27 protein-coding genes are annotated in these 25,802 nt (G+C 61.1%); 17 read left to right on the top strand and 10 right to left on the bottom strand.

The genetic code is table 11. The features are described from left to right. The first annotated feature begins 4 nt into the window (after window positions 1-4). From HHL10_RS18660 to HHL10_RS18715, 12 genes are read left to right on the top strand one after another with little or no spacing between them, the layout of a single operon-like run. Complete coding sequence (locus HHL10_RS18660; protein WP_169161908.1) at window positions 5-319, top strand: conjugal transfer protein TrbD; 315 nt, start codon at window positions 5-7, stop codon at window positions 317-319. Beyond that, entirely contained in the window at window positions 316-2,862 is a 2,547-nt protein-coding gene (locus HHL10_RS18665; protein WP_169161909.1) for a VirB4 family type IV secretion/conjugal transfer ATPase, read from the top strand. Before HHL10_RS18660 ends, HHL10_RS18665 begins: the two co-directional genes overlap by 4 nt. Next, window positions 2,859-3,608 carry a VirB8/TrbF family protein gene (locus HHL10_RS18670; RefSeq protein ID WP_169161910.1) on the top strand — a complete coding sequence of 250 codons (750 nt, stop codon included), beginning with the start codon at window positions 2,859-2,861 and terminating at the stop codon, window positions 3,606-3,608. The genes HHL10_RS18665 and HHL10_RS18670 overlap by 4 nt, the downstream gene beginning before the upstream one ends. A 7-nt stretch (window positions 3,609-3,615) precedes the next feature. Next, the gene (gene trbG, locus HHL10_RS18675; RefSeq protein ID WP_205833114.1) at window positions 3,616-4,506 is read left to right on the top strand and encodes a P-type conjugative transfer protein TrbG; all 891 of its coding nucleotides are present in this window, start codon (window positions 3,616-3,618) and stop codon (window positions 4,504-4,506) included. Next, window positions 4,506-4,937: a conjugal transfer lipoprotein TrbH gene (locus HHL10_RS18680; protein ID WP_169161911.1), complete on the top strand. Its 432-nt coding sequence runs from the start codon at window positions 4,506-4,508 to the stop codon at window positions 4,935-4,937. The genes trbG and HHL10_RS18680 overlap by 1 nt, the downstream gene beginning before the upstream one ends. 3 nt (window positions 4,938-4,940) lie before the next feature. Then, complete coding sequence (locus tag HHL10_RS18685; protein WP_169161912.1) at window positions 4,941-6,386, top strand: TrbI/VirB10 family protein; 1,446 nt, start codon at window positions 4,941-4,943, stop codon at window positions 6,384-6,386. Continuing rightward, window positions 6,383-6,751, top strand: a complete 369-nt coding sequence (locus HHL10_RS18690; RefSeq protein WP_169161913.1) for a hypothetical protein — start codon at window positions 6,383-6,385, stop codon at window positions 6,749-6,751. Before HHL10_RS18685 ends, HHL10_RS18690 begins: the two co-directional genes overlap by 4 nt. Beyond that, window positions 6,748-7,503: a P-type conjugative transfer protein TrbJ gene (trbJ, locus tag HHL10_RS18695; protein WP_169161914.1), complete on the top strand. Its 756-nt coding sequence runs from the start codon at window positions 6,748-6,750 to the stop codon at window positions 7,501-7,503. Before HHL10_RS18690 ends, trbJ begins: the two co-directional genes overlap by 4 nt. A gap of 5 nt (window positions 7,504-7,508) precedes the next feature. After that, window positions 7,509-7,733 carry an entry exclusion lipoprotein TrbK gene (trbK, locus tag HHL10_RS18700; protein ID WP_169161915.1) on the top strand — a complete coding sequence of 75 codons (225 nt, stop codon included), beginning with the start codon at window positions 7,509-7,511 and terminating at the stop codon, window positions 7,731-7,733. 6 nt (window positions 7,734-7,739) lie between these two features. Further along, on the top strand, window positions 7,740-9,377 hold the full coding sequence (gene trbL / locus HHL10_RS18705; protein ID WP_169161916.1) for a P-type conjugative transfer protein TrbL: 1,638 nt from the start codon (window positions 7,740-7,742) through the stop codon (window positions 9,375-9,377). 58 nt (window positions 9,378-9,435) lie between these two features. Beyond that, window positions 9,436-9,990 carry a TrbM/KikA/MpfK family conjugal transfer protein gene (locus HHL10_RS18710; protein WP_169161835.1) on the top strand — a complete coding sequence of 185 codons (555 nt, stop codon included), beginning with the start codon at window positions 9,436-9,438 and terminating at the stop codon, window positions 9,988-9,990. Beyond that, a complete protein-coding gene (locus tag HHL10_RS18715; RefSeq protein WP_235971621.1) occupies window positions 9,990-10,445 on the top strand; it encodes a lysozyme family protein in 456 nt (151 codons plus the stop codon). Before HHL10_RS18710 ends, HHL10_RS18715 begins: the two co-directional genes overlap by 1 nt. Before the next feature lie 31 nt (window positions 10,446-10,476). Here HHL10_RS18715 and HHL10_RS18720 read toward each other — a convergent pair whose 3' ends face one another. Continuing rightward, a complete protein-coding gene (locus HHL10_RS18720; RefSeq protein ID WP_169161917.1) occupies window positions 10,477-10,635 on the bottom strand; it encodes a hypothetical protein in 159 nt (52 codons plus the stop codon). A 363-nt stretch (window positions 10,636-10,998) separates the two neighbouring features. Here HHL10_RS18720 and mnmH point away from each other — a divergent pair, with 363 nt between their 5' ends. Beyond that, a complete protein-coding gene (mnmH, locus tag HHL10_RS18725) occupies window positions 10,999-12,036 on the top strand; it encodes a tRNA 2-selenouridine(34) synthase MnmH (RefSeq protein ID WP_235971623.1) in 1,038 nt (345 codons plus the stop codon). Between the two features lie 35 nt (window positions 12,037-12,071). Here mnmH and HHL10_RS18730 read toward each other — a convergent pair whose 3' ends face one another. The 4 genes from HHL10_RS18730 to HHL10_RS18745 form a co-directional block, all read right to left on the bottom strand. Further along, window positions 12,072-12,431 (bottom strand): hypothetical protein, encoded by a 360-nt coding sequence (locus HHL10_RS18730; protein ID WP_169161919.1) that lies wholly within the window; start codon window positions 12,429-12,431, stop codon window positions 12,072-12,074. 72 nt (window positions 12,432-12,503) lie between these two features. Then, a complete protein-coding gene (locus tag HHL10_RS18735) occupies window positions 12,504-13,571 on the bottom strand; it encodes a fatty acid desaturase (protein WP_169161920.1) in 1,068 nt (355 codons plus the stop codon). Beyond that, window positions 13,568-14,359 carry an autoinducer binding domain-containing protein gene (locus HHL10_RS18740; protein WP_169161921.1) on the bottom strand — a complete coding sequence of 264 codons (792 nt, stop codon included), beginning with the start codon at window positions 14,357-14,359 and terminating at the stop codon, window positions 13,568-13,570. Before HHL10_RS18740 ends, HHL10_RS18735 begins: the two co-directional genes overlap by 4 nt. A 230-nt stretch (window positions 14,360-14,589) precedes the next feature. Further along, window positions 14,590-14,919, bottom strand: coding sequence for a hypothetical protein (locus HHL10_RS18745; RefSeq protein WP_169161922.1), 330 nt, complete (start codon window positions 14,917-14,919; stop codon window positions 14,590-14,592). 490 nt (window positions 14,920-15,409) lie between these two features. Between HHL10_RS18745 and HHL10_RS18750 the strand changes: the two genes are divergently transcribed. After that, window positions 15,410-16,441 (top strand): alkane 1-monooxygenase, encoded by a 1,032-nt coding sequence (locus HHL10_RS18750; RefSeq protein ID WP_169161923.1) that lies wholly within the window; start codon window positions 15,410-15,412, stop codon window positions 16,439-16,441. A 36-nt stretch (window positions 16,442-16,477) separates the two neighbouring features. Here the strand turns inward: HHL10_RS18750 and HHL10_RS18755 are convergent, their stop codons facing one another. From HHL10_RS18755 to HHL10_RS18765, 3 genes are all read right to left on the bottom strand, one after another. Continuing rightward, on the bottom strand, window positions 16,478-16,753 hold the full coding sequence (locus HHL10_RS18755; RefSeq protein WP_169161924.1) for a hypothetical protein: 276 nt from the start codon (window positions 16,751-16,753) through the stop codon (window positions 16,478-16,480). Then, window positions 16,753-16,965: a hypothetical protein gene (locus HHL10_RS18760; protein WP_169161925.1), complete on the bottom strand. Its 213-nt coding sequence runs from the start codon at window positions 16,963-16,965 to the stop codon at window positions 16,753-16,755. Before HHL10_RS18760 ends, HHL10_RS18755 begins: the two co-directional genes overlap by 1 nt. 79 nt (window positions 16,966-17,044) lie before the next feature. Continuing rightward, complete coding sequence (locus HHL10_RS18765; protein ID WP_375138963.1) at window positions 17,045-17,611, bottom strand: OmpW/AlkL family protein; 567 nt, start codon at window positions 17,609-17,611, stop codon at window positions 17,045-17,047. A 383-nt stretch (window positions 17,612-17,994) separates the two neighbouring features. Here HHL10_RS18765 and HHL10_RS18770 point away from each other — a divergent pair, with 383 nt between their 5' ends. Then, complete coding sequence (locus HHL10_RS18770; protein WP_169161927.1) at window positions 17,995-18,624, top strand: class I SAM-dependent methyltransferase; 630 nt, start codon at window positions 17,995-17,997, stop codon at window positions 18,622-18,624. Between the two features lie 25 nt (window positions 18,625-18,649). On the opposite strand, the gene HHL10_RS18775 is transcribed toward HHL10_RS18770, so the two are convergent. Next, a complete protein-coding gene (locus HHL10_RS18775; RefSeq protein WP_169161928.1) occupies window positions 18,650-20,422 on the bottom strand; it encodes a zinc ribbon domain-containing protein in 1,773 nt (590 codons plus the stop codon). Window positions 20,423-20,649: 227 nt separating this feature from the next. Between HHL10_RS18775 and HHL10_RS18780 the strand changes: the two genes are divergently transcribed. Further along, entirely contained in the window at window positions 20,650-21,003 is a 354-nt protein-coding gene (locus HHL10_RS18780) for a single-stranded DNA-binding protein (protein ID WP_169161929.1), read from the top strand. A 125-nt stretch (window positions 21,004-21,128) separates the two neighbouring features. Continuing rightward, entirely contained in the window at window positions 21,129-21,563 is a 435-nt protein-coding gene (locus HHL10_RS18785; RefSeq protein WP_169161930.1) for an ACT domain-containing protein, read from the top strand. Between the two features lie 217 nt (window positions 21,564-21,780). Here HHL10_RS18785 and HHL10_RS18790 read toward each other — a convergent pair whose 3' ends face one another. After that, entirely contained in the window at window positions 21,781-25,584 is a 3,804-nt protein-coding gene (locus tag HHL10_RS18790; RefSeq protein ID WP_169161931.1) for a hypothetical protein, read from the bottom strand. Window positions 25,585-25,802: the final 218 nt, after the last annotated feature.

Raw genomic sequence — 25,802 nt, forward strand, 5'->3', positions numbered from 1 at the left:
TGCGATGACGCTGCGCAAGATTCCCGTGCGGCGTTCCGGGAACCGGCCCAACCTCTTCATGGGCGGCGACCGCGAAATGACCATGTTCTCGGGGGTGATCGCCTTCACCCTGGTTTTCGCTGTCATGACCGTGCCGGCCCTGATCTACGGCATCGGGGGCTGGTTCCTGGCGCTGTGGGGTCTGCGCTGGATGGCGAAAAAGGACCCGTTGATGCGCAAGGTCTACATGCGCAGCCGGCTTTACCGCCAGCGCATCTACCTCGCCCGGTCCACCCCATTCCGCAAGAACACCCGCTCGCAAGGAAAGCAGTACCGATGATCGGTTTTGAAACCACGGCCATTGCCACTGCTGCCGCAGGCTTGGCAACGGTCGCTGTCCTCGTGGGCCGCCTGCGTGCGGCCGACGCTGAACTGCGGCTGAAGCGGCACCGCTCCAAGGATGCAGCCCTCGTGGATCTGCTGAACTACGCGGCCGAGGTCGATGACGGGATCGTCGTCGGCAAGGACGGGTCGTTCACGGCGTCATGGCTGTACCGCTGCCCCGACATGGCCAGCGCCAGCGACGACGAGCGCAACGTGCAGTCCATGCATCTTGCGCGGGCGCTGGCGCCACTGGGCAACGGCTGGATGGTGAGCCAGGATGCCGTGCGCCGCGAAGCGCCCGGCTACACGGCGCCCGCCGAGTCCCACTTCCCGGACCCCGTGTCGCGCGCGATCGATGAGGAACGGCGGCGCCACTTCACCAAGCTGGGCACGCTTTTCGAAGGCTACTTCGTCATCAGCCTGACGTGGCTGCCACCCATGCTGGCACAGGCCAGGTTCGCCGAACTGATGTTCGATGACGACGCCGTGCGGCCTGACCACACCACTCGCACCTACCTGCTCATCGAGCAGTACAAGCAGCACATCGCGTCCATCGAGAACAGTCTCTCGACCGTCCTCAACATGACGCGGCTGCGCGGGCAGAAGCTGCAGGACGAATTCGACCAGGACTACACCCAGGACGATCTGCTGTCCTGGCTGCAGTTCTGCATCACGGGCATCCACCAGCCAATCCGGCTGCCGAAGAACCCGGCTTACCTGGACGCGGTGATCGGCTGCCAGGACTTCGTGCCCGGCACGACGCCCAGGATCGGCCGCAAGTACATCCAGTGCGTTGCCATCGATGGTCTGCCGCTGGAGAGCTCGCCGGGCATCTTGCAGGCGCTGGCCGAGTTGCCGGTGGAGTACCGCTGGAACAACCGCTTCATCTGCCTTGACCGGCACCAGGCGCTGGCGCTGATGGAGGACTTCCGAAAGAAGTGGAAGCAGAAGTTCCGCAGCATCTTCGACCAAATGTTCAACACGCATCTCGGCGGCATCAACCAGGACGCCGTGATGATGGAGGCCGATGCCTCGGCGGCCAAGGCCGAGCTGGAAAGCGGGCTCGTGTCGGGCGGCTTCTACACCAGCGTGGTCGTGCTGCGGCACGAGAACCGCGACACGCTCGACACCGCGGCCAATCAGATCAAGAAGGTCATCGAGGCGCTGGGCTTCAACGCGCGCATCGAGGAAGTGAACAACATGGACGCGTTCTTCGGAACGCTGCCCTCGCACGCCGTGCAGAACCTGCGCCGGCCGCTGATCCACACGGCGAACCTGGCCGATTTCATTCCCATGTCGAGCAGTTGGACCGGCAGCGAGCGCACGACGAGCACACTGTACCCCAAGGGCTCGCCGAGGTTGATGCAGTGCGTCACGCACGGGCGCACGCCGTTCCACTTCAACCTGCATGTCCAGGATCTGGGGCACTCGTTCATCTTCGGCCCGACCCGCAAGGGCAAATCCACGCTGCTGGGCCTGATCGCCGCACAGCTCCTGCGCTACAAGGGCATGCGCATCTTCCTCTTCGAAGCGGGCATGAGCGCCTACCCGCTCACGAAGGCACTGCGCGGCCAGCACTACGTGGTCGGCGGGGACGCCGACCGGCTGCAATTCGCGCCGCTGCAGCACCTGGACAAGCGCTCTGACCTCGCCTGGGCCATGCGGTGGATCGACCGCATCCTGCTGCTCAACGGCGTGGACACCACGCCCAAGCAGCGCAACGCCATCGGCGAGACGCTGGTGGGCATGCGCGACACCGGGTCGCGCACCATGTCCGAGTTCTTCAACGGGCTGCAGGACGAGGTGCTGCGAGAAGCGCTGCAGCAGTACACGGTCGATGGTGCCATGGGCCATCTGCTCGACGCCGAGACAGACGGCCTGAACTTCAGCCGCTTCAACACGTTTGAGATGGGCGAGCTGATGGAGATGGGCGAGAAGTACGCCGTCCCCGCGCTGCTCTACATCTTCCGGCGCATCGAGCGCAGCCTCGACGGCAAGCCCACCGTCATCTTCCTCGACGAGGCGTGGCTGATGCTGTCGCACCCAGTGTTCAAGGAGTGGATTCGCAAGTGGCTCAAGACCCTGGCGAAGCTGAACTGCGCGGTCATCCCGGCCACGCAGAACGTCAGCGATGCGTCCAAGTCCGGCATCTTCGACGTGATCCTGGAGTCCACGGCCACCAAGATCCTGCTGCCCAACCCGGAAGCCCGCGACCCCGAGGCGACCGAGCTTTACCGGCGCATGGGCCTCAACGACCGCCAGATCGACAACCTGGCGAACGCGGTCGGCAAGCAGGACTACTACTTCATGTCCAACGAGGGGCACCGCCGGATGTTCTCCCTCGACCTTGGCCCCTTGGCGCTGTCCTTTGTCGGCGCCACGGACAAGGAATCCATCGCAACCATCCAGCGCCTGGAGGTGCAGCACGGTGAGCAGTGGGTGCACCACTGGCTCGCCAGCCGCAACCTGAAGTTGGACGACTACCTGGAGGCCGCATGAGCAGCTTCAAAGACGCCGTCGTGCGTGCGCGCGTGACCGCCAGCCGCATCAAGTACCTGTTCATCAACAGGCCCGACACCGACACCGAGAACCCCTACCTCAACGCCCGCAGGACCTGGAATCTGCACGTGGGCGCTGCGATCTACAGCCGCTTCGTGTGGCAGATCATGGGGCTGCTGGGCATGCTCATTGGCCTGGGCGCCGTCGGTGGCATGTACGACCTCGCCAAGAGCTCCAAATATTTGCCCTACCTCTACGCCGTCAACCGCGCCAACGAGGTGCAGGCGTTGGGGCCGGCGCACCTCGTGTCGGTCACCGACCCGGGCGTGCAGATGGCCGAGATGAAGCGCTTTGTCGAGGACTGGCGCCTCGTGACTCCCGACGTCGCGGTGCAGAACAAGGCCATCGAACGGGTCTATTCCAAGTTGATCGCCGACGCCGCTGCAACGGCCAAGTTCAGCGGCTGGTTCCAGGAGAACACGCCGGCAAAGCGTGCCGAGAAGGTCGTCGTCAACACGCAGAGCATGACCGGGGTTTGGCAAAGCAAGGACACGGTGCAGCTCGATTGGGAGGAAACCACCCACGACCGCAGCGGCGCCCCTGTGGGCAAGCCCGTGCTGTGGCGGGCCATGCTGACCGTGCGCCACATCGAGCCCACAGCCGATACCTCCGCCAAGGAGATGGACCTCAACCCGGCCCGGGTGTTCGTGACGGACGGCTCCTGGACCCAGATCGCAACCAAGTGAGCCTCCCATGAAAAGGCACCTGCTCGCCGCGGCCGTTGCGCTGCTGGCTCTCCCGTCCTTCGCGGCCGATCCCATGGCCAGCAAATATTTCAACTCGGCCAACCCGACGCTGACCAAGCAGGAGAAAGACGCCCTGGCCATCGCCAAGCGCTGGGCCAGGAACTCGGCCACGGGCCTGGCGCCCGCGCCCGGTCCCAACGGCGTGATCGTGTTCTCCTTCGGCGTGCAGCAGCCCAACCTCGTGTGCGCCGTGCTCGATGGCTGCGACATTGCACTGCAGCCCGGTGAGCAGCTTCTGGACATGAAGCTCACCAACAAGCTCTGGAACGTCGATCCGGTCGTGGTTCCGGTCGGCCCCGATCTGACGGTGCACCTGGTGGCAAAGCCCATGGACGTGGGCCTGCGCGCCTCGCTGTTCCTCTACACCGATCGGCGCACGTACCACATCGTGTTGCGCTCGCACCTTGAGCACAACATGCCGCTGGTGGCCTTCACCTACCCGGAGGATGACCGCAGCAAGCTCGCCGCGGTGCAGGCCCAGCAGCAGCGCACGCAGGAGCGGACGATCCCGGGCGCCGGCGGCGACACGCTCGATAGGCTGTCCTTCGACTACAAGTTCGACAACGGCCCCAAGGATCTGCGCCCCACGCGCGTCTACAACAACGGCAGCAAGACGGTGGTCGAGATGCCACCGGACATGGCCAACGGCGAGTTGCTGTCGCTGGTGGTGCTGCGCGAGGAAGGCGGCCTTTTCAGCGACGACAAGCAGGACCGCCTCAACGGACGCTTCGTCAATGGCCGCTACATCGTGGACGGCCTCTTTGACAAGGCGGTCCTCGTCTCCGGGGTGGGCCGCAACCAGCTGCGCGTCGAGATCACCCGTGGGGGGAAGAAGTGATGGCCGCCACGAAGATTCAGGGAGCCGCGGCACTGGTGCTGTCTCTGGCGCTGGGCGGCTGCGCCTCCACCCCCAAGGGCGTGCCGCAGGGCAACTTCCTGCCGCAGTCCGTCGAGCAGCAGTGGCTGGCAGCCGACACGCTGCGTCAGCTCCAGGTCCTCTACCTCCCGGCCCGCACGCGGCTGGCGCTGGCGCAGCCCACTACCGATCCCTTCGGCGCGGCGCTGCTCAAGGGGCTGCGCACCAGCGGCTACGCGGTGCAGGAGGGCGCCAAGGCGGCGCAGGGCACCGATGGCGCGCTGCCGCTGCGCTACGTGGTCGACCAGCTCGGCGGCGGCCTCGTGCGCGTGATGGTGACCGTGGGCGGCACTTCGATCTCGCGCGCCTACGCCAACCAGGCTGCCGCCGGACCCTGGATGCGCAAGGAGTAGGGCATGGCCGACAAGGACCTCATGTCGCCCGATGCCACGCCTGGCAAAGCCAGCGTGCGCCGCGTCAACAACGTGCCGCTGTACCTGCTGGGCTCGGCCCTGCTCGGCTTCGTTGGGATCATCGGGACAGTCGCCTACCAGCGTGCTGACCAGCAGCAGCAGCGCGCCCAGGAGATGGAGCCCAACACCAAGCGCACCACGAGTGCGCTGGCCATGGCACGCACCATCGCGGGCGACTCCAACCGCTCGATTATCGAGGCGAGGGTAGACGCGCCCCCGCCCGCGGCGGCGCCCGCCTCGGCCGCCAGCGGCGTACCCGTGGCGCGCCCTTCCCCCGAGGACTTGGACCGGCCGCCCCTACCCCCGGGCAGTACCAGCACCGCCGCCGGCAACGGCGCGGGCCAGTACACCGGCGCGGGCACGGGCCAGCAGCAGCCCCCGGTCGATCAGCAGGCCCAGCAACTGGCGCAGATCAAGGCGCAGCAGTTCATGGAAGCCGTACGCGCCAACACCAACATGCCGCTGGCGATCAAGGGCCAGCAGCCGAGCACGGGCGCGGCAGCCGGCGCGGGCGGCGCACCGGGCTCGCGCGAGGAAATGCTCGCGCGCATGCGTCAGGCCGAACAGGCCGCTGCATCGGCCGGCGGTGAGAGCCAAGACCCCATGACCGTCTATCGCGCGCGCGTGGCGGCCCTCCAAGGCGGTCCCGGGGCCGCTGGCGGCCTTGGCGATGCCCGGGCGGGCGCGGCCCAGCCGGTGCCGGCGCGCAACGGCATGGCGCAGTTCGACAACCGCCAGGGGGGCGACCGCTGGCGCCTGGATTCCCAGGTCGAAGTGGCCGACACACCGTACCTGCTGCGCGCCGGCAAGGCCAAGATCCCTGTGACGCTGCTGGAGGGCATCAACTCCGAACTGCCCGGCCAGATCACGGGCATCGTGACGCGCAACATCTTCGACACGGCCACGGGAGATCACCTGCTGATTCCGCAGGGCACTACGGTGGTCGGGGCCTACAGCAGCGAGGTGGCCTACGGACAGGCACGGGTGCTGGTTGGGCTGCAGCGCCTCGTGTTCCCCGACGACAGCACCTTGGACATCGGCGGGATGCCTGCGGCCGATCCCGAGGGCTACGCGGGCCTGCACGACCGGGTGAACAACCACTACGTGCGCCTCTTCGCCTCGGCGTTCCTGCTGAGCGGCATCACCGCTGGCATCTCCATGAGCCAGCACACCACTCAATCCCCGAACGGCGTGCCGACCTTCAGTGGCGCGATGAGCGAAGCCGTGGGGCAGCAACTCGGCTTGGCCACCAGCCAGCTGCTCAGCAAGAACATGAACCTTTCTCCAACCCTGGAGATTCGCCCCGGGTTCCGCTTCGTCGTTGTCGTTGCCAAGGACCTGCGATTCCCCGGTCCCTACCAAGGCAAGCCCGCCAGGAGCATTCAATGAAAGCACGCCTTTTCCTTATCGTTGCCGCCGCACTCTTCGCAGCTTCCGCCGGCGCGCACGCATATGGCGTCAACACCGTGGACGATTACCCGGTCCCCAAGTACGCCCGGGAAATGGCCGCAGGGGCGCCCAGCGCGCCCCATGAGCTCACCGGCGCTGCCGCGGTCGATGCCTACAACCGCACGGTGGTTCTGTACGCCACGACGGTGCAGATGGCAATCGACGTCTACCGCATGTGCATGGAGCACCACCTCCTGCTGGCGCGCAGCGGGAAGCAATCCGACTTGCCCTGCACGGTCCCGAGCGTTCCCGTGTTGCCGCCGATGCAGTGGCGCGAGGGCAGCCCTGAGAGGAAAGCGAAATGAGCAAGCTCACCAGCATTGGCGCTGCGATGGCGCTGGCCTTTGCGACCGTCATCCCCGCCCATGCTCAGGGCATCCCGGTTGGCGATGGGATAACCCAAATCCAGAGCACGATCAACGCGCAGGAGGGCATCAAGCAGACGATGAAGCAGGTCGAGGAATACCGGACCCAGCTTCAGCAGTACGCGCAGCAGCTCAAGGACGCTGCTGCGCCGGCCGCCTACATCTGGGACCAGGCCACGCGGGTCATGGATCAGCTGCGCGGCGCTATCGACACCCTGGCCTTCTACAAGCGCCAGATGGGCGACATCAACTTCTACCTTCGGCAGTTCAACGATGTGCACGACTACAGGGACTCGCCGTGCTTCAACGGCAACGGCTGCACGCAGGCACAGCGCGACCAGGAACACGAGCGCGAGGCTGCCCTCCTGGGCTCACAGAAGCGGGCGAACGAGGCGGCTATCCGCGCCGTGGATCAGCAGCAGGACGCCCTCGTGGCTGACGCCAAGCGCCTGGAGCAACTGCAGCGCAACGCGCAAAGCGCGCAAGGGCAGCGCGAAGCCATCGATGCAGCCACCCAGGTGGCCGCGCAGCAATCCCACCAGCTCCTGCAGATCCGCGGCATCTTGATCTCGCAGAACACGGCGCTCGTGACGCGCCAGCAGGCGCTGACCGACCGGGAAGCGCGCGAGGCGGTGGCCGGCGCCGAGTTCCGGCGCGGGACCTTCACCCCAAGCCCGAAGAAGGAGTGGTGATGCCCATGCGCCGTCCTGCCCTGGCCCTGGCCATCGCGGCGGCGGCGTTCCTCGGAGCGTGCTCGCCGCGTACCGAGACGCCGCCGTCCGATGACGCGCTGCCCGAGGTGAACGAAGCCAACTGCCGCCCCGAGGCAATCAAGGCTTTGCCCAAGCGCATCCGTGAGGACTTCGCCTCCCGCTGCTTTCGCTCGGGCACCTTCAGCCCCAGCCCTCCCCGCCACTGGTAAGCCGCGATGAAGTTGTCCATTTCCCACCGGCCCATTGCCTTCCTGGTGCTGGCGGCGCTGGCCCTCTACGCGCTCGATGCGCACGCGGCCATTACCAGTGCCGGTGTGCTGGACAGGGTGCTGGGCCGCTTCCGTGATGCAGCGTCTGGATGGGCCGATGTTTTCATGACGGCTGCAACCTGGCTGTTCTGGGCGCTGGCCGCGATCTCGCTGGCTTTCACCTTCGGCTTCATGTTGCTGCGCCGGGCCGACCTGAGCGAGTTTTTTACCGAGTTGGTGCGCTTCATCATGACCACGGGTTTTTTCCTGTGGCTCATGGTCAACGCCACCGATTTCGTGCCACGGATCTTGAACGGGCTGCGCCAGCTTGCCGGTCAGGCTGGCAACCTTAGCAGCGGCGCACTGACGCCCTCGGGTGTGGTGGACATTGGTTTCGCCATCTTCTTCAAAATCTGTGCCGAGTCCTCGGGCTGGGCGCCGATTGACAGTCTTGTCGGCATGGCGGTGGGCATCGTCATCCTGGTGATGCTGGTCATGGTGGGCACAAACATCCTGCTCGTGCTGATCGGCAGTTGGATGCTGACCTACGGCGGTCTTATTTACCTGGGCTTCGGCGGCGGGCGGTGGACCTCCGACATGGCCATCGGCTACTACCGCACGGCACTCAAGGTCGGCATCGAGCTCATGACGATGGTTCTGCTGGTAGCTATCGGCAAAACCTTCTTGGATGACTACTACAGGGACCTGGGCGGCAGTACGCGCATCACGGACCTGGCCGTGGTCCTGGTTGCATCACTGATCCTGCTGGTGCTGGTCAACAGGGTGCCGCCGCTTCTCTCCAGCGTGGCCTCTGGCGGCCCTGTCGGTGGCACGGGCCTGGGTGGTGTGGGGGCTGGCGCGTTGATGGGTGGCGCCGGCATGGGGTTGGCTGCAGCCGCTGCAGGCGCGTCTTTGATGGGCGCGGCGGCTGCGCATGCCATGGGCGGCTTTCAGGCGCTGCAGGCGGCCTTCCAGGCGACTGGCGGGGGTGCCGGTGCCGGTGCTGGCGGCGGAAGCACTGGCGCTGGCGGCGCTTCTGGTGCTTCCGGCAGCTCTGGCGGCGGTGGGATGCCTGGCCTCGGGTGGACCGGCGGCAGCGGCGGCGGCTCTGGCGGTGGCGGCAGCCCCAACCCAAGCAACGGCGGCGGCAGCGGCAGCCCCTTTGCGAACGCAGCCGGCTTCGGTAGTGGATTTGGTGGCACGGGCGCGGCGGGCAAGTCCACCAGCGCCGGTGCTGGCGCCGGCGGCAGGCCCAGCTTCGGGCAGCGCATGGCCGCCGTGAGCGAGCAGCTCAAGCGCGGCGCGCAGAGCGTGGCGGCGGACCGGGCGCGTGAATCGGGTGCGTCCTTCGTTGAGCGCGTGGCTGAAACCCCGGGCGCCAAGGTCGCCCAGGCGATCCGCGCCGCTAACGGCCTGGGCACCAGCGCGGCCGATGACAGCTCGATCTTCGGTGCCGATTCCCTCTCCCCCGGCGCTGACGACAACGTGTTTGACCCCGAGGCTGAAGTCGCCGCCTTCACCGCCGGCGCGGAGCCGGCGCCGCCGGCCTGGCCGGCACAGGGCACCGTGGACGACGAAGGCATGTTCGATTCCCAAAAAGGGTGACCCTGTGAAGCTGAATCTTGCTCTTGTCGCTGCGGTGGTGGCTTGCCTGATCCGTCCCGTGTTCGCTCAAGAGCCGGACGTGGGCCAGTTCCACTACCTGGAGGGTGACACGCGGCTGGCCTGCGAAGCCACGCTGTGCCTGTCTTCCAGCATCCGTCCCGGGCAATGCATGCCGTCGCTGCGGCGCTACTTCGACATCAGGCGCCGCACGTTGAGCAAGACGATGAACGCCCGGCGTGACTTCCTCAGCTTGTGCCCGGTGTCCTCGCAGACGCCTCAGATGCAGTCGCTGATTTATGCGATTTCGCGCGGCGCGGGGTACTGCGATTTGCAGACCCTCAACGCCATGGGCTACGAGGTGGTCGATCCGTACACCGGCGTGGCGCGGATCGTCATCAGCAATCAGTTCCCGTGGCAGTGCAGCATCTACTTCTTCAACGCCTACGACACATGGCAGCAGAGCGGCACGCTGCCCCGCTACGTGGGCGAGCCCGAGCGCGGAGGGTATTGGGTGGAGGCTGCGGACTACGACCGCGCGCTGGCCGAGTACCAGGCCCGCATCGCTGCCGAGAATGCGGCCGGCGGTCGGGGCAGCGGCATGTGGTGGAACTGATGCTGCCCGCCGTCGCTGACCTCCCGCCGCAGTTCCAGAAGCGCGTGGCGTGCTCCATCGATGCGGCAGTGAAATACGAGATCCCGGCGAACCTCATGCTGGCCGTGGCCGAGCAGGAGGGCGGCAAGCCGGGCGAATGGGTGCGCCATCCCAACGGCGCGGTGGACGTGGGGCCAATGCAGTTCAGCACCGGCTACCTGCGCGACCTCGCTCGCTACGGCATCACGGCCCAGGACGTTGCCGCCCGGGGCTGCTACCCGTACCAGCTCGCAGCCTGGCGGTTGCGCATGCACATCAAGCTCGACCAGGGCGACCTCTGGACGAAGGCGGCGAACTACCACTCGCGCACGCCGCAGTTCAACCGGGTATACCGGGCCGAGCTAATGCTCAAGGCCGTGAAGTGGGCCGATTGGCTGGAGCGGCATTTCACGACCATTCGGAGGCCGGCGCGCTGAGCCGGTTCCGTTTCCCAGGCATCGTGGCGCATCAGCCTTTGGGCATGCCTGTGCGCCTTTGGTCGGAAGGCTGCAGCGGCGGAATCTCGCAGGGGACGTACACCAGGCCGCCTTTGCGACTCCGGTAGAACACACCGTCCGGAGTTTCGCGCATGTAGTCGTCGGCAAGACGCTGCATCAGATGGTGCATGGGAACGTAAGCCTCAAAACCCATGGGCTGCCCCGTGAGGGGATCGGTGGCCGAGTAACGTTCCTCAATACACTCAGAACCAAACGTAGCTTTCACAGCACGCCTCAACTACTGGCTTGCTCTGTTGCGCTCTCAACTCGACTTTGAGTTTTATTGGCGCATTTGCAGCAAGGGAAATCCCCTGTCTCGCAACCTTGACGCTTTCTAGCGACTGGGGCCGCAAGCCACCCTTGAGGCAAACTCTATGGCCGTTTTCCCCGATATCCGCCGATGAATTTCGGTCGAAATTCAGCGGATTTTCACAAATAGTAGCGTATGCAAAACACTGAATCAGGTCCTATCGCTGATTCCCTGCCCAACCCCTTGCAGCTGGAAGTCGCAGACTGGAGCCAGTACGCGCTGGTGATCGACGCTCGCTCGCCTCGTGAGTACCAAGAGGACCATGTACCGGGGGCCGTCAACCTGCCAGTCGTGAATGACGAGGAATACGCAGAAGTCGGCACGCTGCACAAGACCGACACCCATGCGGCGTACCTGATCGGTGTCGAGTACTCACTGCGCAACATCGCCAACCACATCAAGCCGCTGATCGCCAAGTTCGACCGGCGTGACCGCATGCTGGTCTACTGTTTCCGGGGCGGAAAGCGCAGCAAGCTCTGGGCGGACAACCTGCGGACCATCGGCTTCAACGTCGATGTGATCAAGGGTGGCTGGAAGAACTACCGGCGTTGGGTCCGCGAGAGCCTGGAGGTGCTGCCCCGGCACTTCGAGTACCGGGTGCTCAGCGGCAGCACCGGCTGTGGCAAGACGCGGCTGCTGCACGCGCTGGCTGCCGCTGGCCAACAGATCATCGACCTCGAGGAACTGGCGTCGCACCGCGGCTCGCTGCTTGGGAAACTGCCCGGCAGGTCCCAGCCGACGCAGAAGTGGTTCGACTCGCTGCTGCTGGAGTACATGCGCGGCCTCGATCCGAATCGCCCGGTGTGGTTGGAAGCCGAGTCAAAGAAGATCGGCAACGTGCAACTGCCCGATGCGCTGTTCGAGGCCATGCACCAGACGGTTCCTATCCACGTTACGGCGCCGATGGAGGAGCGCGTGCGGCTCTGGCGAGAGGATTACCCTCACTTGGCCAGTGATCCCGTCATGTTGGTGAATCTGCTGGAGCCCCTGAAGCCGCTGGTAGGTGGCGAAGAACTGAAACTCTGGCGCGAAATGGCCGACACCGGACGCGTGGACGAACTTTTCGCTCGTGTCATGACGCACCACTACGACCTCTGCTACGAGCGGTCCACCAAGCGCAACTACAAGGCGTCTGACGAGTCGCCCCGGATTGAGCTCGATTCGTTGAGGCCTGAGCGACTGGCTGAAGTGGCGACCGAACTGGCCGAGAAATTTACTTGAAGCTACTTGGGCGATTTGCGTGCTGCTCCAGATGATCAAGAAACCTGATTACGAGTGCAGACCACAGCTGCATCTGGATAGATTTTGAAGACCAAGTCGCTGTCGATAAATTGCTGCTCCGTGAGGCCGCAATACACGTGGTCATAGAGCCACGCAGACCCAGCCATCTGGATCATGGCCTTGTCGGCATCATCTTCCTTGCCTTCGACGCCGTAACTTTCCTTGAACATTTTTCCGAAGAACGGAAGGGCGCCCATTGTCCAGCGAGCGCCCTTTTCCCGCGCGAGTGCTTCTCTTGACCGTTGCACAAGAATCAGGTTTGTGGGATTTATCTCTGTGTGTGCCTGCGCGACCACCTCACCGGCTTCATCCATTATCTGGACCGTGATTAGCATGAGGTCACCTCTGCTTCGGAGAGTTCCCTAAGGCCCAAAGGTTTAATAGTCCAGGCCACTATCAAAACCCCGTCAGCGGTTTAGACAAAAAATCCGCCGGCCTGCTGATACCTGCCGGTACGGCTCCCGTTGCCACGCCTTGAGCGCTGGCAGCATGAGCGAACGCCACAGCGGCGGCACCATGCTTGCGAACAGCAGCACGATGTAGCCGGCTGGCTGTCGAGGCGATCCGGGAAGGATCTCCCGACGGTAGTAGGGCACCGCCGCCTGGTGGTGGTGGGCTTGGTGGTAGCTGATGCACAGCGACAGCCAAGCTTGCAGCCGACAGCCATCTTCCCAGGCATAGTCGCCTTCCTGGGCGTCCGGCACGGCATCAGGCCCGAGACCCCAATGCTGAACGTACGTCATGGCCTGAAGCGTCCAAGCTACACCCGCTGCGACAGCGCAATACACCGTCAATCCGGGCAGGCCAGCTACTGCATAGAACAGGGCCCCAGTCACCAACATCGCGGCCACGGCCATCGGCAGCCCACCGGCCAGCCGATGGCCTTTCAAAGCTGCGGCCTGCTGGTCGCCCTCCCATGCGTCAAAAGCCACGCGTTTCATCCGCCGAGCGGTGTAGCTCCACAACGACTCGTCTACGCGTGCCCAATCCGTCTCGACCACATCGCCACTTTGGATGTGATGCTCCCGGTGCTCGTGCTCCAGCAACGGGTATCCCATGGCACCACTGACTAGCCGACCGAGGGCTTTGGACACCGGCGCGCGCGGCCGGTGCAAGAGCTCATGGGCATAACAGGACGAAAAGATGGCGACGGCCCAGAGACTTAACCCGTACTGCACCCATTCCCCGGCTGCCAATTCCTGTTGGCCGATGGCCCAGGCGCTGTAGCCCACCGAGAGCAGAAACACCACAGCTGCTGTCATGGGCAGCAGTTCCAGCAACATTGCGGCGGGCTCGCTCCACTCCGGTTGCTTGGGCGGTGCATCACCGAGCACCAAGCGCAGTAGCGGCGCGACAAAGATCAGACAGACAAAAGGCAAGACCAACAGCCCTTGCACCGTACTGCAGGCCATCAGCACTGGTGGCAAGAGGATGAGCAGATAGCCGCTGCCATGAACCAGTTCTTCGCGCTTCATTCTTGCAGTAGCCCGTACTCAGCGGCGATTAGTGCCGTGGCCCGACGATTGGGCTGATTGAACTTCGCATTCAGCCGCTGGAATCGGCTGTCCACACTCGCCAGCGTAATCTCCAACAAAACTGAGATCTCCTTCGTCGATTTGCCCTCGCGCTCCAGCCTGATGAGCTGCAAATCCTCGTTGGTGAGCCGGTACGTAGCGACGATCTTGGCTCGAACTTTCTTTAGCCACCATGCGTGCAGGCTCATGGCCAGCCCTTGAGCCATGACACGAATACGAGCCGTCGCAGCGTCTTCAAAATATCCGGGAACGCTAGACCCCAGAATCAGCACGCCCAGTCTCGAAACTCCGCCTGCAGAAGGCGCCGGCACGATATAGGCCGAAACCATGCCGAACTGCGCAGCCAGCGCGCGGGCCTCACGTTGTGACTTGGTGCGTAGCGGAATGGCACTGTCGCAAACTGGCTCTGCTCCCACCATGGCGTACAGCAACCACGGGTCCTTGGCGTACCAACCTTTTTGCTCATACGTCAGGCACCAGGCGGGATGGGCGGCATTTATGAAATCAAAGCTCTCATGCGAATCATCGTCGCGAATGAAGCTGGCGAAAACGGCTTGCTCTGCCCCCAAGGCATCTCTCGCCTCTTTGAGCAGCTCCACCATCTCTGCGTCATCGGCTACGTTTTGAACGTGTTGAATCACGTCGATAGCGCGTGCTGCGAAGCCCTGCGCGTTTACAACATCGCTCAAGCAACGAGGAGTATTACGGGTCGGCGTAGAGGAGGTCATGGAACTCCCTGATCAACGCTTGATATACGAGAGGCTGTGTGAACCGAATCTTGTCGGCTTGGCAGAAGAGATCAAACTCGCCCTCCGTCGTGAACAGCATCTGTAGAGATACCGTTCCCGCATACGAGCCTTCGTCTACCTTCTCACAACGCTGAACATGTACGCCGGTTCGTGATCGCGCCAATACAAAACTCAACCGGCCATCTTGGCTGGAGATATGCCGTTTCCTGTCAGCCAAGCCAACGCTTTTGATTCTGCTCTGCTTCATCGCAATACCTGAAAGTGCTTTTGCAGGCCTCGCACGTCAGCATGTTCAATGCCGTTTCAGAGGGCTCATGAGGCCAAGTGAATACCTGCTCGTTAGCGCAGCGATGGCATTCCATCAAAGCAAAGGAAAAATGTTGGCCACAGTTCTCGCAGCGCATGTCATCGAGCACATCAGGATCAAGCACTTCGAAAAAGTCTTCAGCTTCGTGCTCGCAATGCGGGCACTGAATACAGAGGTTGGAAATTTCAGTACTCATTTCGAAATTGGGAATTGGTTGACGCTGGCCGTCCATGGAAATGCGACGGAACGTAGGTGGCGTCCGCAGTTGTGTCAAAGGTCGTAAAAGCGTGTAACGTAGTATTTGTGTTCTAACAAAAGGTTAGTCGTGCGAGGGGACTCAGGGTTTACCCGAGAAGCGATCCGCCATTGACTTGACCAAAGGAGCACAGGGCAACCCTACCGGTATTCCCCTTGGAAACGCGATACAGACGCAGAGCGGACGAAGGGTTGCGCTCAGCGATGCTCCCAGCCTATGCCGGCGCAGGTAACCACACGACAAGATCAGGCAACGCGCCTGTCGGATTATTTGGTAATGGCGCTGTAATTAGCGCAAGGCATGTCGTGGCAATGCAGCTGGCCACCGCGACCGCAACGGCTGCCAAGCAGGAAATCTAACTCCAATGCGCCTCAGTCACTCACGGAATTTGTTGACGTTTTAATTCATGGTGCCAATAATATGGCGCCTAATGACGGTGATGTGCAGTCAGCACTAATGGATTGATATGAAAAGCAATGAGCGGAAAGCATTTGTGCTGAAGAATGCAGGTTTTTCTCTGATGCTGCTTATACCGGCATTTGGGCCCATCGGCTACAGTGCTGGCATCCCATGGCTTTCTCCGTTCGCTATATTCGTAGCCGTTCCTCTGCTTGACTTGATATTGGGTGATGACCAAACTGCCTCTGACAATCGCGATCGACGAAATGGTTTATGGAACGGCTACTTGTACATGGTGCCCATCCTTTATGTCGCGGCTTGGATTGCAAGCCTGTTCTGGGCTACTTGGCTTGTGTCAACTCAGTCAGTTCATAATGCGGAACTCATTGGGGTGCTCGTTGCAACGGGATTGAGCAGTGCTTTTGCGACGTGCGCAGCGCATGAGCTGCTGCACCGCCGCAATGCGTTTGACCGTTGGCTCAGTCGAACCACTATGGCGATTTGCTGCTACGGCCAATTTGTGGTTGAGCATCTTCACCACCACAGAACGGTTGGCATCGCCGAGGCCGGTACTCTGCCTTACAAGGGGGAATCTCTCTATAAATTTGTTTTGCGTAATTTGCGTTTCAGCTTTGGCAACGCCTATAGGATTGAGGAAATTCGCAGAAGCACTAAACATCTATCTTTATGGAGCAACCGAGTCATTCAGCAGCACGCTTTAAGCGTTCTCATAGGCGCCACGTTCCTTGTCACATGGGGATGGGTCGGGCTTAGCGTGTTTGTGTTTCAAGCACTCATGGCAATGTTTGTCGTGGAAACGATCCAATATTTTGAACACTACGGCTTGCAGAGAACTAATAAGAGTCCTGTCTCGCTGCGGTACTCGTGGAACTTCAACGGATGGCTCACCAATGCCATCACGTTGAATATCACTCGGCACAGTCATCATCACGCGAACATCACTGTGCCCTACCAGCATCTCAATATGCTGCCAGGCGCCCCTACCATGCCGGTAGGCTATTTCGGCTTGACTTGGCTGGCGATCCTTCCGCCTCTGTGGCGCATGGTCATAGACCGGCGGATTCCAGACTGCAAATAACGCTACATAAAGAAATTAGTTGTCAAGACTGACTTCTCACTTATTATTATGGCCGCGAAAATGTCTTAATATCGACCACGGCCAGTACCAAGCATGCACGACGTAAAAGTAACCCTTGTCTGCGAAGCTCAGTTTTTCCCATTGGGTGTTGTCTTTAAAGCGCATGAAAATAGTTATCCCAATGCCTGCAACAAAATATATGTTGAGGAAATTATAGAAAACAGCGTCAGAAGCCATTGCTTGAGTGTAAAGTAGCAGTACGACAAGCGTTAATGGATAGGATGCAATATACCAAGCCTTGCTGCCGAACATCATTTCTCTGGCTTGCTTGCGTAAAGATCTCTCTCTTCTTGAATGATCTTCAATACATCAAGTGGGCCGTCACCGGGTTTGCGCTTTGACCATGCCGCCTGAAGGTTGCTTAAAAATCTGACGATGAAGTAGGCCAATATACAGGCAAGCACCAAAAGATTCAGGAGTTCCACGATTTCTTTGAGGCTCCACTTGGAGGTATCCAGGTCCATCAATATCTCCACTGCCAAAAGCTAGGCTATTATTGCGAGTCCAGTGCATATGTTCTGCAACAAGGCGCTGCTTGCGCTGTCAAAAACGAAATAAAATTCCCGCGTGAAGCACCGCAGGATTTAATTTGACATTTGTATTAAGTGGCGCGCCGGCGAGAGCAGGCAGGTTTCCGGTTGCCGAAGTTTTGACGAACAGCTTTTTTGCGTCAATGAAAAGACCCAAGTGGGAATCAATATTGTAATGGATGCCGAATTGTATAACGCCGCCAAAGGCGTTGTCGATTTTTAGATCCTTGATGAAAGAATCGTATTCCTTGAGCATCACGAAATACGTGATGCCTGTGCCTATATAGGGATGCCATCGCCCGAAGTCGTTGAACGCATATCTCACTGTTAGCGCCATCGGACCGTAGCGGCCTGCTCCCATTTCTCCGAAAGCCTCGGCTGCGCCAGTGCCGATAACTCGTGTGCGAGCCGGCACGCCGACGGTTAGCCCGGCAGACCAAGCGGGCGTAAAGTGGTGCGAGATTTCCGCAGCCAGAGTCGTGTTGTTTTGGAGTTTTGCTCCCGCGCCGGGTACAGGTGCACCGGCAACCGCGAGAGCCGCTGACTCATGAAAATCAATGCGTGCTGGACCAATTTGCATGCTCCAGTGGTTTTTGTTCCCACTCTGGGCCAAGGCAGTTGAAGCATTCGCGAGAAGTGCAGAGGCGGCTACAATAATGCACCGAATTCTCATGTTTGCCTTCCCTCAGTTCGATATGCGTCGGAATAAAATGTGCGGACGAATGATTATCGCGAATATATGTCTGACCGCAAGCGGCTATCTTGGTGTTATGGTTAATTGGCCGGCAAACTTCTATTCTTGCCCAGTTATTTGCTTGACGATCAGTGAGGAATATTTTTTCTGTGAAGAATAGCTGCTGGTTCACGTCCAAGCCGTCAGTAGAGGGCCCGGCGCATGCATGCTGGGCTTGGCCGTCATGGCAGGGCAGGGTACTGTCTCCGCGTCAGCTTCCCGTGCTTGTCATGCCGCTTTCTCCATATTGGTACGACCGTTACCTGCTACCGCGTCTTTTGGACTGTGCCTGCGGCCTTGCGCCTATCGCGCGCCAGCGGAGAAAGGTAATTCCTCAGGCGGCCGGGCGGGTGCTTGAGATCGGGATCGGCACCGGGCTGAACCTGACCTTCTACGATCGCAGCAAGGTAGAGAAGGTCGTCGGCGTGGACCCGGCAGCAGAGATGCACCCGCTGGCCCGAAAGCGTAGCCAACAGCTGGGCCTGCCAGTGGAACTGCTGCAGCTTTCCGCCGAGGAGTTGCCTGCGGAATCTGGCTCCTTTGATACCGTGACCTGCACCTACAGCCTGTGCTCCATCACCAACCCGTCTAAGGCCCTGCGCGAGATGCGCCGGGTGCTGAAGCCGGGCGGCAAGCTGCTGTTCGCAGAGCATGGCCTCGCGCCCGATGAGCCCGTGGCGCGTTGGCAAAGGAGGCTGGAGCCGTACTGGAGCCGGATCGCCGGCGGTTGCCACTTGACGCGCGACATACCCCGGCTGCTGGCGGAAGCGGGCTTCTCCGCCAACATGGAGGCCGGCTACGTGGCGTGGCCGAAGTCGCTGGCCTACAACTTCGTTGGCACTGCAACTGCGGCGACCTGACGCTGCACAGTCACGCGAGCCAGGCTCAACCTTCGAACTTCTCGCCGCAGTCCATGCAAAAGCGCGCATTGCCCGGATTCCGGTGGCCGCAGGACGGGCAGAACTTGGGCTTGGCCTGCGCAGCCTGCGGCGCTGGCGTGCCGGCCTCCGGGCGGCCGAGCGCCGCCGCCACGTCGGCGGCGATGCGGTCCTGCGCGGGCGAGGCGATTGAACCTTGCAGCGCGCGCTCGGCAGTCGCGAGCGCCTGGATGCGGCCCAGGTCCTCCTCGCTGGCCGGCGCCACGAGGCTGGCGCGCGTCTGGCCGAACTGGATCAGGTGGTCCGCCAGCGCCTGGGCCTCGGCGTCGGTGGAGAACATCGCCGTGATTTGGCGCGCACTGTCCTTGCCGAACACCACCGACTCGATGCGGGCGCGCCACACGCGCAGCGTCATCGACTCGGTGCGAACGATCTGGTTGGAGCTCTGGACCTTGCCGGTGAAGTTGTTGCCCGTGCCGATGCTCGCGGTCTGGTAGGTGCCCTCCATCTCGACCCAGGTCAGCACCGAGGCGAAGTCAAAGCGGCCCCAGAGGCGGCTGGACGCGCGAAAGCCGAACGCTGCCACTACCAGGAAGATCGACGCCGCGCCCAGCAGCCGCAGCGGCAGCTCGCCACCCCCTTCGACCGAGCGCACGAAAGCCAGCGCGCAGCCCACGGCCACCACCATGAGCAGCGCGGCGTAGAGGTCCAGCAGCGTCAGGAACCGGTGGCGCGTGGACTGCAGCGCCTGGCGGATGGTGGCCGGTGCCGTGTGCGCCATGGGCATGGGCTGGGTTTCCTCCAGCAGCTCGCCCGCGAACGGGCCGGCGTGCAGCTGCGGGTCGATCACCGGCGAGATGCGCGAGTAGCGGCGGTTGGGGATGCGCTCGACCCACTGCTCCTGCAGGTGGCGCTCGAGCTCGTCGAGCAGCAGGCTCGGCGGCACGTTGAGCGAGACGCGGCTCTGGCGCGCGCTGGTCTGCGTGGGCGGCGGCGGCTGCACCTGCTCCAGCGTGGCCGCCAGCACCAGCGCCACGGCCACCAGGCCGGAGACCAGCAGCATCGTGGTCTGCGGCGCCAGCGAGATCTGCGGCACCTGTGGCAGCGCCCGGGAGACGAGCCCCACCAGCGCCGGGCCCAGGATCGCCACGGCCAGCAACGCCACCAGCGACGCGGTGGTCAGCCGCGCGGTGGAGGCAGCCACTACCGGGCGAAGCAGGAAGAAGACACCGAAGGCGAAGTACGCCATGCTCAGCAGCGGGCGCGACGCCTCGGTGCCGAACAGCCCCCAGGCCAGCGCGAAGCTCACGGCCGTCACCAGCATCGCGCACAGGTTGTAGAACGCGATCTTGGCCTGCTCCTGGATGGCCAGCGGGGCGGTGATGAGCCGAGGCACCCAGTGGTACAGCACGCCCTCGATGGCCCGGGCGGGCTCCGGGTAGGTCAGCGCCCCGTCGCGCAGGATGCGCTTGATGGTCGAGGCTTGGTCCGAGGTGCCAACCATGGCGTTGGGCAGCTCCGGCGCCAGCGAGGCCGGCCGGCCGCGGCCGAAGAAGAAGCGCAGCCGCTTGGCGCCTGTGGCCGCCGTCACGACGCTGGCGAACAGCAGCCCCAGACCGACGGCCACGGCGATGGGCTCCAGCGACTGACGGTGCTCGAACAAGGTGAAAAGGGCCGCCGCGCCCATGAGCGCGGCGCAGGCGAACAGCAGCTTGTTCTGCACTCGATACGGGTTGGGCAGCTCCAGGGTGGCGTTGGCGGAGCTGTAGTCATAACTCATCGGGGCCTCGGCGCGCTGGCATGGGAGAGACAAACGATTGTGTTGGCGCCGCGGCGGCCGAGGGTGCTCAGGTTGTTAGGGCAGGGCGCAGGCGGGACACCATCGTGTGCCGAGCCGGCGGTGGAAGCCGCCGATGCGCCGTGGTCCTGACAGCTGGCGTACAACTGCGTGCGTGAGGGTGCCGAGCTGCGCCTTGGCGCCGGGTAGCCACACGGAAGGAGCCGGTCGTGATTGAAGGACTTGTCGCAGGCAAGGTGTACGGCTGCCCCGAGCAGCGCACGAGCAACAGCACCGGCAAGGTCTTCACCGTGGCCAAGGTCCGCGCCGCCACCAGCGGCGGCGAATCGCTGTTCGTCAATGTGCTGGCCTTCGACGCCACCGCCCAGGCGGCACTGCTGGTGCTCTCGGACGGCGATGCGGTGTCGCTGGCGGGCACGCTGACGCCAAAGGTTTGGATTGACCGTGAGAATCAACCTCGGCCTGCGCTGGACCTGATCGCAGGTCAGGTTCTTACTCCGTACCACGCAAAACGCAAGCGCGAGGCCGTGAGCAGCGCGCAGCAGCCGCTACGCCAGGGCTAGGCACCGACGCAGCACGAGGACTACCGCTCGCTGGCATCAGCACCGCCAGCACGGCCTGCAGCACCGGCGACAACCGATGCCGATGGCTGGCCGGTCTCGGACGCCCTCTGGAAAGAGGCGACGCCATGACCGGCGAGCGGGATCTGCGCAAGCTGCTGCGGCACATGACGCCGCAGTTGCAGCCCGGCACCTTCGTGTTCTGCAGCTTTTCGGGCGAAGAGGTACCTGCCGGCTTGGCTCCCATCGCCACGTTCCGCGAGGCCGAAGGGCTCAGCGCGATCCTCGCGCTGGACGACGCCCAGCGCGCCGGCGTGCCCTACCAGTTCGAGTCGGGCCTGATCACCCTCACGATTCACTCCTCGCTGGACGCCGTGGGGTTCCTGGCGGCAGTTTCCGCGGTGCTGGCCGACGCCGGCATCCCGTGCAACGCCGTGGCGACTTTCCACCACGACTACCTCTTCGTGCCGCGGGACATGGCGCAGCGGGCGCTGGATCTCCTCGTGGCGGTGGCTGTTGCGCCGATGCCGGTTCCAGCCCGGCAACAGCTGCCTTCAGATTGAATGCTCCTTGTTACATCAGCCGGCAGAACAACAACGCCAAGCAGACAGACGGTGTGCAGCGGTGGAGTCGAAGCCACACCCAGAATCCGCTGCGTGCCCTGAGCCGCCTGCCGTCCAAATCAAGAGCGGATGTTCACCCGTGCCCGAAAATTAACCCACGGCAAGTTTTGTTTTATGAAAACATTCCTTTTGACAATTGCAGCTTGTCAATTGGTTTTTACCATCTGCCCGCCCGCTTCTCTTCGTCTTTCAACGATTCCCTAGTTCTGCTCTGGATTGCCTCGTCAATTATGTGTTGTGCCCAAACTCTCACTCTTTCGTGATCATGATCAAGGAGGGGCGTTACCACACTGATAAGCCGATCGTAGAATGGAACGAGTGAACCGGACCAAAAGAACGTATGCAAGTTTGCGCCGAGAGAATCCAAAACGCCATCAACATTCGAATAATCATTAATCAGCATCATGGCTGCTACTGACAAATGCCATACATCAGCCTCATCCTTTTCGATGGCCTTGACAATGCGTGCAATTAACGTAGGAGCGAGAGCCAGGTCATCGTTGCACCATTCCTTTAAAAAACGCAAATCCAAGTTGTCGATGGCACCTGACTTGTCTCCCCCCGCTCTCCGAGCACGCAGCGCCTCGCCAAGCTTCCACCTAGCAATGTTGCCACTCTGAGTGAGAGCCTGCCTAACAATGGGCCATGAGACCTCGGGCTGTTGCTCGAAGAGGGAACGAAATAGCTTCTCCACGAGATGATCAGAGATACGAGTTTCACCCGTAACCGAAAGACAGAGCTCTTGGGTCAAGACCTGTGCAATCTCAGCCGATTGTGGTATTAGCCGACTGGCTGCAACCTCAAACTCATGCGCATCGCGCTGTGCTCGGCCTGATGAGAGCATTCCTCTCGTAGAGAGAATTGCGCTGAAATCTGGGTGAAGTGCCTCAACAGTTTCTGGCTGTCCGTGGCTATAAATAAAAAGAATGTCTAGAGCGATCCAAGCTCCATCAATACCCTTCTGCAAGAGTGCCCGGTTTAGCTTAGAAATCTGCTCAACAGATACCCCTGCCATCGCTTGCCCATTTGAGAGGCCGTACAGCAGATTCACCTCTATGTGACCAGCTTCAACAAGGCCTTGCAGTACAGCTGTGCGATTATTGTTAAGTCCCACACCACGAGCAATGCTTGGCAGCGATTGTCGCAGAGCAGGACTCTCTGCGAGTGCAGTGAACAATGCATCGCATGAAGTTGCGTCATGTTCAGCAACCACTGATAGCCAGCCACTGAGAAGTGCGCTATTTCGACGTTCAAATGGGATGTCGGTGAGTCGCGAAAGAATGACCGCATAAAGCGCCTGCGCCATACGGCTACCGCGTGCTAAGCCCTGACCGAAAGCGTATGCCTGCCGTTGCTCGCCCTGTAGGACGAGGTCTAGGTGCGAGACGACTGTTTCCCAGTTACGTCCAAAGTCTTGCCCAAGTGCTTCAGCCTCTCTTGCGGCAACATCAATCCAGCTACCGTCACTACTTTCAGTATGCTCAAAAGGCGGCTCTGTTATTAAAAGCTTAAGCCGCTGAGGAATATCTGCCGGAGCTAATATTTGGAGCCAAGATTGCACCCGTGGCTCCGTTCCTACCGGTGTCCCATCCAAATCATACTTAAGTACATCCTTGACAGCATCTACCGCTTGGACCCAAACCTTACCTTGGGCGCGAAGATCACTAATGACGTCACCGAGGGCCCATTCGACATCATCTAGCCGTCCATGCTGAACAAGCCCTCTAATGTGTGCAGCGATGATCGCTACAGCGTGTTCGCCGATGTCACCGGGCTCTTTTGCTAGCCGAACTAGTTCCTCAAGGCAATTTCTCCAGTATTCAAAAATTTCCTTCCATGTTTTCGGCCGGTACTGTGGCAGCGGACCAGAACTACCTTGATACTCCGGGCCCGACATACCGGAAAAGTTATCTGTAGTTAAGGCCTTGTCAAGCGCCAAGATTGCAATGCGCCTAGCGTCAATTTCCTCATTGCGCCCCATCTGGCGCAGTAAGGGGAATCGTAGATCGAGAGGAACCTGCGTCCCGGAGAGCAACACCATGAAAAGCCGGGTCAAGACCCCTGTGGCATTATTCGACCAAGTTTCGTTCTCGGCACAAGCAAGTTTGAATAAGAACCGGGCTGCTCGCGGAAAGCTTACCTCCCGAAATGCAAGCTTCTCTAAGGCCCATACAAGGTTCCGTCTGGGAGTGCCTGATAAGGTCCGAAGGTCGTCTGTTTTCCAATCGCCAAAGGCGTAATCAAGTGCTGCGACGGCATGCACCGGGTTCACTTCAGCGATCGCGCGAAAGAGCTGCGAACCCAGATCAGAACTGAGCACTTTCGCTTGGCCAAAAGGGCCTGTCCTCCCACAAAGCTTCTCGGTTAAGCCTGATAGGGCCGGAACGAAGTCGAGCATTCGGATTCGTTCACAGAACGCATCAGCGAGTGCTGGAGGAAATGGGAGTGCGACAATCTCAGCAGCGCGCTCTGGAGGGCATTTTTCCCACCAGTCTGCGGCTAGGCGGATAGCGAGTGGCCTAGGGCGAACCTGGATCAAACGCCCGTATTTTGTGACTGCTCCACTTTTCTGAAATTCGACAAGCTCGGCATAGAAGTCATCCGTCGATACTTCTGGACAAAAAATAGATCGGACGAATTCCCTTTCTGGTGTGGTGTCGCCATCAAATCCTATGTTTTCGAATAGCGCGCAGGCTGCTATTACCTTGGCCGCACGTGACGCCACCTCGACATGTCTTCCAAGGAGCTTTGCTAAAACTTGCGGCGTAAGACGTGCTGATAGTGGGGCTTTATCTGCTCGAGCTTCAGCGGTCCGAATTGCCATCAACGGGTACCCCTGCGCTAGTTCGTTAGCGATGAAACGCCGATCGTCCGGTGTGAGATCTTTGAAAGCAATATCAAGCAGGCCTTGTATCAAATCCGTACTTGCCGGTTCAAGACGTACCAACCTTGTCGGAGTGCCAGCGTACGCAGACGAATCGAGATCATTTCCGATGGTAATTAATGCTAAGCGACTATCGGCGCGACGAGCTTCTTCAGCGAGGAATTCGTGCAATTCCAGCGGGCAGTCATCGACCACGATTGTGCCAATGCAGTTTACGCGTCGCCAAGCACGCACTATCCCTTCAATGTCACTTGTTCGTGCTGCATTCAGGTAGCAGAACCGGCTTGAAAGCCTGGCCTGTTCTGGGTTAGCCGCTGGATCAGTCGGTGGACGGAATGCTTCAAAGACGAGCCTACTTTTGCCTAAGCCCGACGCGCCAGTAAGGCGAGTGATGCTCCGCTCTTCTGTTGCCGCCACCCGAAGAGACTTAACAATTTCGACTCGCGCTTTTTCTGCATCAGCAAAAGGAACTTCGAACGACGGGTATCCAGATAACTCAGACCAAGTGAGCGCCCCGGCGCCCGGTTTGCCCAAATACTCAAATACGGCGGCAACTGCTGCCGGATATGTATTAACCCAACCCGCTATGTCTGTTGCGTCATAGATGTAGACGTCACCGGGCGTAAGCTTTTCTCCTTCGGCAACTTCAGAAGCGCTTGTAATGGCTTCTTTGAGAGCAGTTATGCGAGGATCTTTTGATTGGCCTACGCAGTCTCGGCCCAAAAACAAAACATAAGCACCTCCGCACTCGACTAGTTTTCGGACCTGTGGCTTTAAGGTTCCATCCTTATTTCGGACCTCAGACGAGCATGCCGCCTCACTCATGTCCGTGGCTTTTGCTTGAAAGCCGACTATTCGGCCCGGTAACATGGTAGTTTTATCCGGTCCGTCAGTCCAGCGCGCTAAACCGTCAATGCCACCGTCCTTGATGTATATGGAAAGTGGAACTTGGCTGTCATATTTTTCAATACGATTCGCCGAGAGTTCTAAGTTAACAAGCCGCCATAGCAACTCCACGAGTTGGCTGTCCTTGAGAAGTTTGATGTCGTCGTTTGTTGTTTGTAGTGGCGAAGGCACGCTTGTCTCCTTTCCTTGACTTGGTTTTTACTTGCTGGCTTGTCCTGAAACCGCAGGAGTTAGCGGTTGTGATAAAGGCTGGCTTGGCTTAGCTGTCTGGTTTGCCATAATAGCCGGATGTGACCGGCCATGGGTGGGGCGGCGGTTCCAGGCTGCGCGCTTTCATACGCCATGCACTGGATGAATTCGCGACGGCTTACTTGAAATCCCGGCTCTCG

This window comes from Azohydromonas caseinilytica, assembly GCF_012927045.1.
Classification (GTDB): Bacteria; Pseudomonadota; Gammaproteobacteria; order Burkholderiales; family Burkholderiaceae_C; genus Azohydromonas; species Azohydromonas caseinilytica.

Excerpts from the sequence above, each read along its gene's own strand:
- HHL10_RS18740 (WP_169161921.1), bottom strand. The coding sequence starts at position 14,359 with ATGACCTCCTCTACGCCGACCCGTAATACTCCTCGTTGCTTGAGCGAT.
- HHL10_RS18760 (WP_169161925.1), bottom strand. The coding sequence starts at position 16,965 with ATGGACCTGGATACCTCCAAGTGGAGCCTCAAAGAAATCGTGGAACTC.
- HHL10_RS18750 (WP_169161923.1), top strand. The coding sequence starts at position 15,410 with ATGAAAAGCAATGAGCGGAAAGCATTTGTGCTGAAGAATGCAGGTTTT.
- trbJ (WP_169161914.1), top strand. The coding sequence starts at position 6,748 with ATGAGCAAGCTCACCAGCATTGGCGCTGCGATGGCGCTGGCCTTTGCG.
- HHL10_RS18670 (WP_169161910.1), top strand. The coding sequence starts at position 2,859 with ATGAGCAGCTTCAAAGACGCCGTCGTGCGTGCGCGCGTGACCGCCAGC.
- HHL10_RS18665 (WP_169161909.1), top strand. The coding sequence starts at position 316 with ATGATCGGTTTTGAAACCACGGCCATTGCCACTGCTGCCGCAGGCTTG.
- HHL10_RS18715 (WP_235971621.1), top strand. The coding sequence starts at position 9,990 with ATGCTGCCCGCCGTCGCTGACCTCCCGCCGCAGTTCCAGAAGCGCGTG.
- HHL10_RS18690 (WP_169161913.1), top strand. The coding sequence starts at position 6,383 with ATGAAAGCACGCCTTTTCCTTATCGTTGCCGCCGCACTCTTCGCAGCT.
- HHL10_RS18770 (WP_169161927.1), top strand. The coding sequence starts at position 17,995 with ATGCCGCTTTCTCCATATTGGTACGACCGTTACCTGCTACCGCGTCTT.
- HHL10_RS18745 (WP_169161922.1), bottom strand. The coding sequence starts at position 14,919 with ATGGACGGCCAGCGTCAACCAATTCCCAATTTCGAAATGAGTACTGAA.
- HHL10_RS18660 (WP_169161908.1), top strand. The coding sequence starts at position 5 with ATGACGCTGCGCAAGATTCCCGTGCGGCGTTCCGGGAACCGGCCCAAC.
- HHL10_RS18735 (WP_169161920.1), bottom strand. The coding sequence starts at position 13,571 with ATGAAGCGCGAAGAACTGGTTCATGGCAGCGGCTATCTGCTCATCCTC.
- trbL (WP_169161916.1), top strand. The coding sequence starts at position 7,740 with ATGAAGTTGTCCATTTCCCACCGGCCCATTGCCTTCCTGGTGCTGGCG.
- HHL10_RS18685 (WP_169161912.1), top strand. The coding sequence starts at position 4,941 with ATGGCCGACAAGGACCTCATGTCGCCCGATGCCACGCCTGGCAAAGCC.
- HHL10_RS18765 (WP_375138963.1), bottom strand. The coding sequence starts at position 17,611 with ATGCAAATTGGTCCAGCACGCATTGATTTTCATGAGTCAGCGGCTCTC.
- HHL10_RS18720 (WP_169161917.1), bottom strand. The coding sequence starts at position 10,635 with ATGCACCATCTGATGCAGCGTCTTGCCGACGACTACATGCGCGAAACT.
- HHL10_RS18785 (WP_169161930.1), top strand. The coding sequence starts at position 21,129 with ATGACCGGCGAGCGGGATCTGCGCAAGCTGCTGCGGCACATGACGCCG.
- HHL10_RS18755 (WP_169161924.1), bottom strand. The coding sequence starts at position 16,753 with ATGTTCGGCAGCAAGGCTTGGTATATTGCATCCTATCCATTAACGCTT.
- HHL10_RS18680 (WP_169161911.1), top strand. The coding sequence starts at position 4,506 with ATGGCCGCCACGAAGATTCAGGGAGCCGCGGCACTGGTGCTGTCTCTG.
- trbK (WP_169161915.1), top strand. The coding sequence starts at position 7,509 with ATGCGCCGTCCTGCCCTGGCCCTGGCCATCGCGGCGGCGGCGTTCCTC.
- HHL10_RS18730 (WP_169161919.1), bottom strand. The coding sequence starts at position 12,431 with ATGCTAATCACGGTCCAGATAATGGATGAAGCCGGTGAGGTGGTCGCG.
- trbG (WP_205833114.1), top strand. The coding sequence starts at position 3,616 with ATGAAAAGGCACCTGCTCGCCGCGGCCGTTGCGCTGCTGGCTCTCCCG.
- HHL10_RS18775 (WP_169161928.1), bottom strand. The coding sequence starts at position 20,422 with ATGAGTTATGACTACAGCTCCGCCAACGCCACCCTGGAGCTGCCCAAC.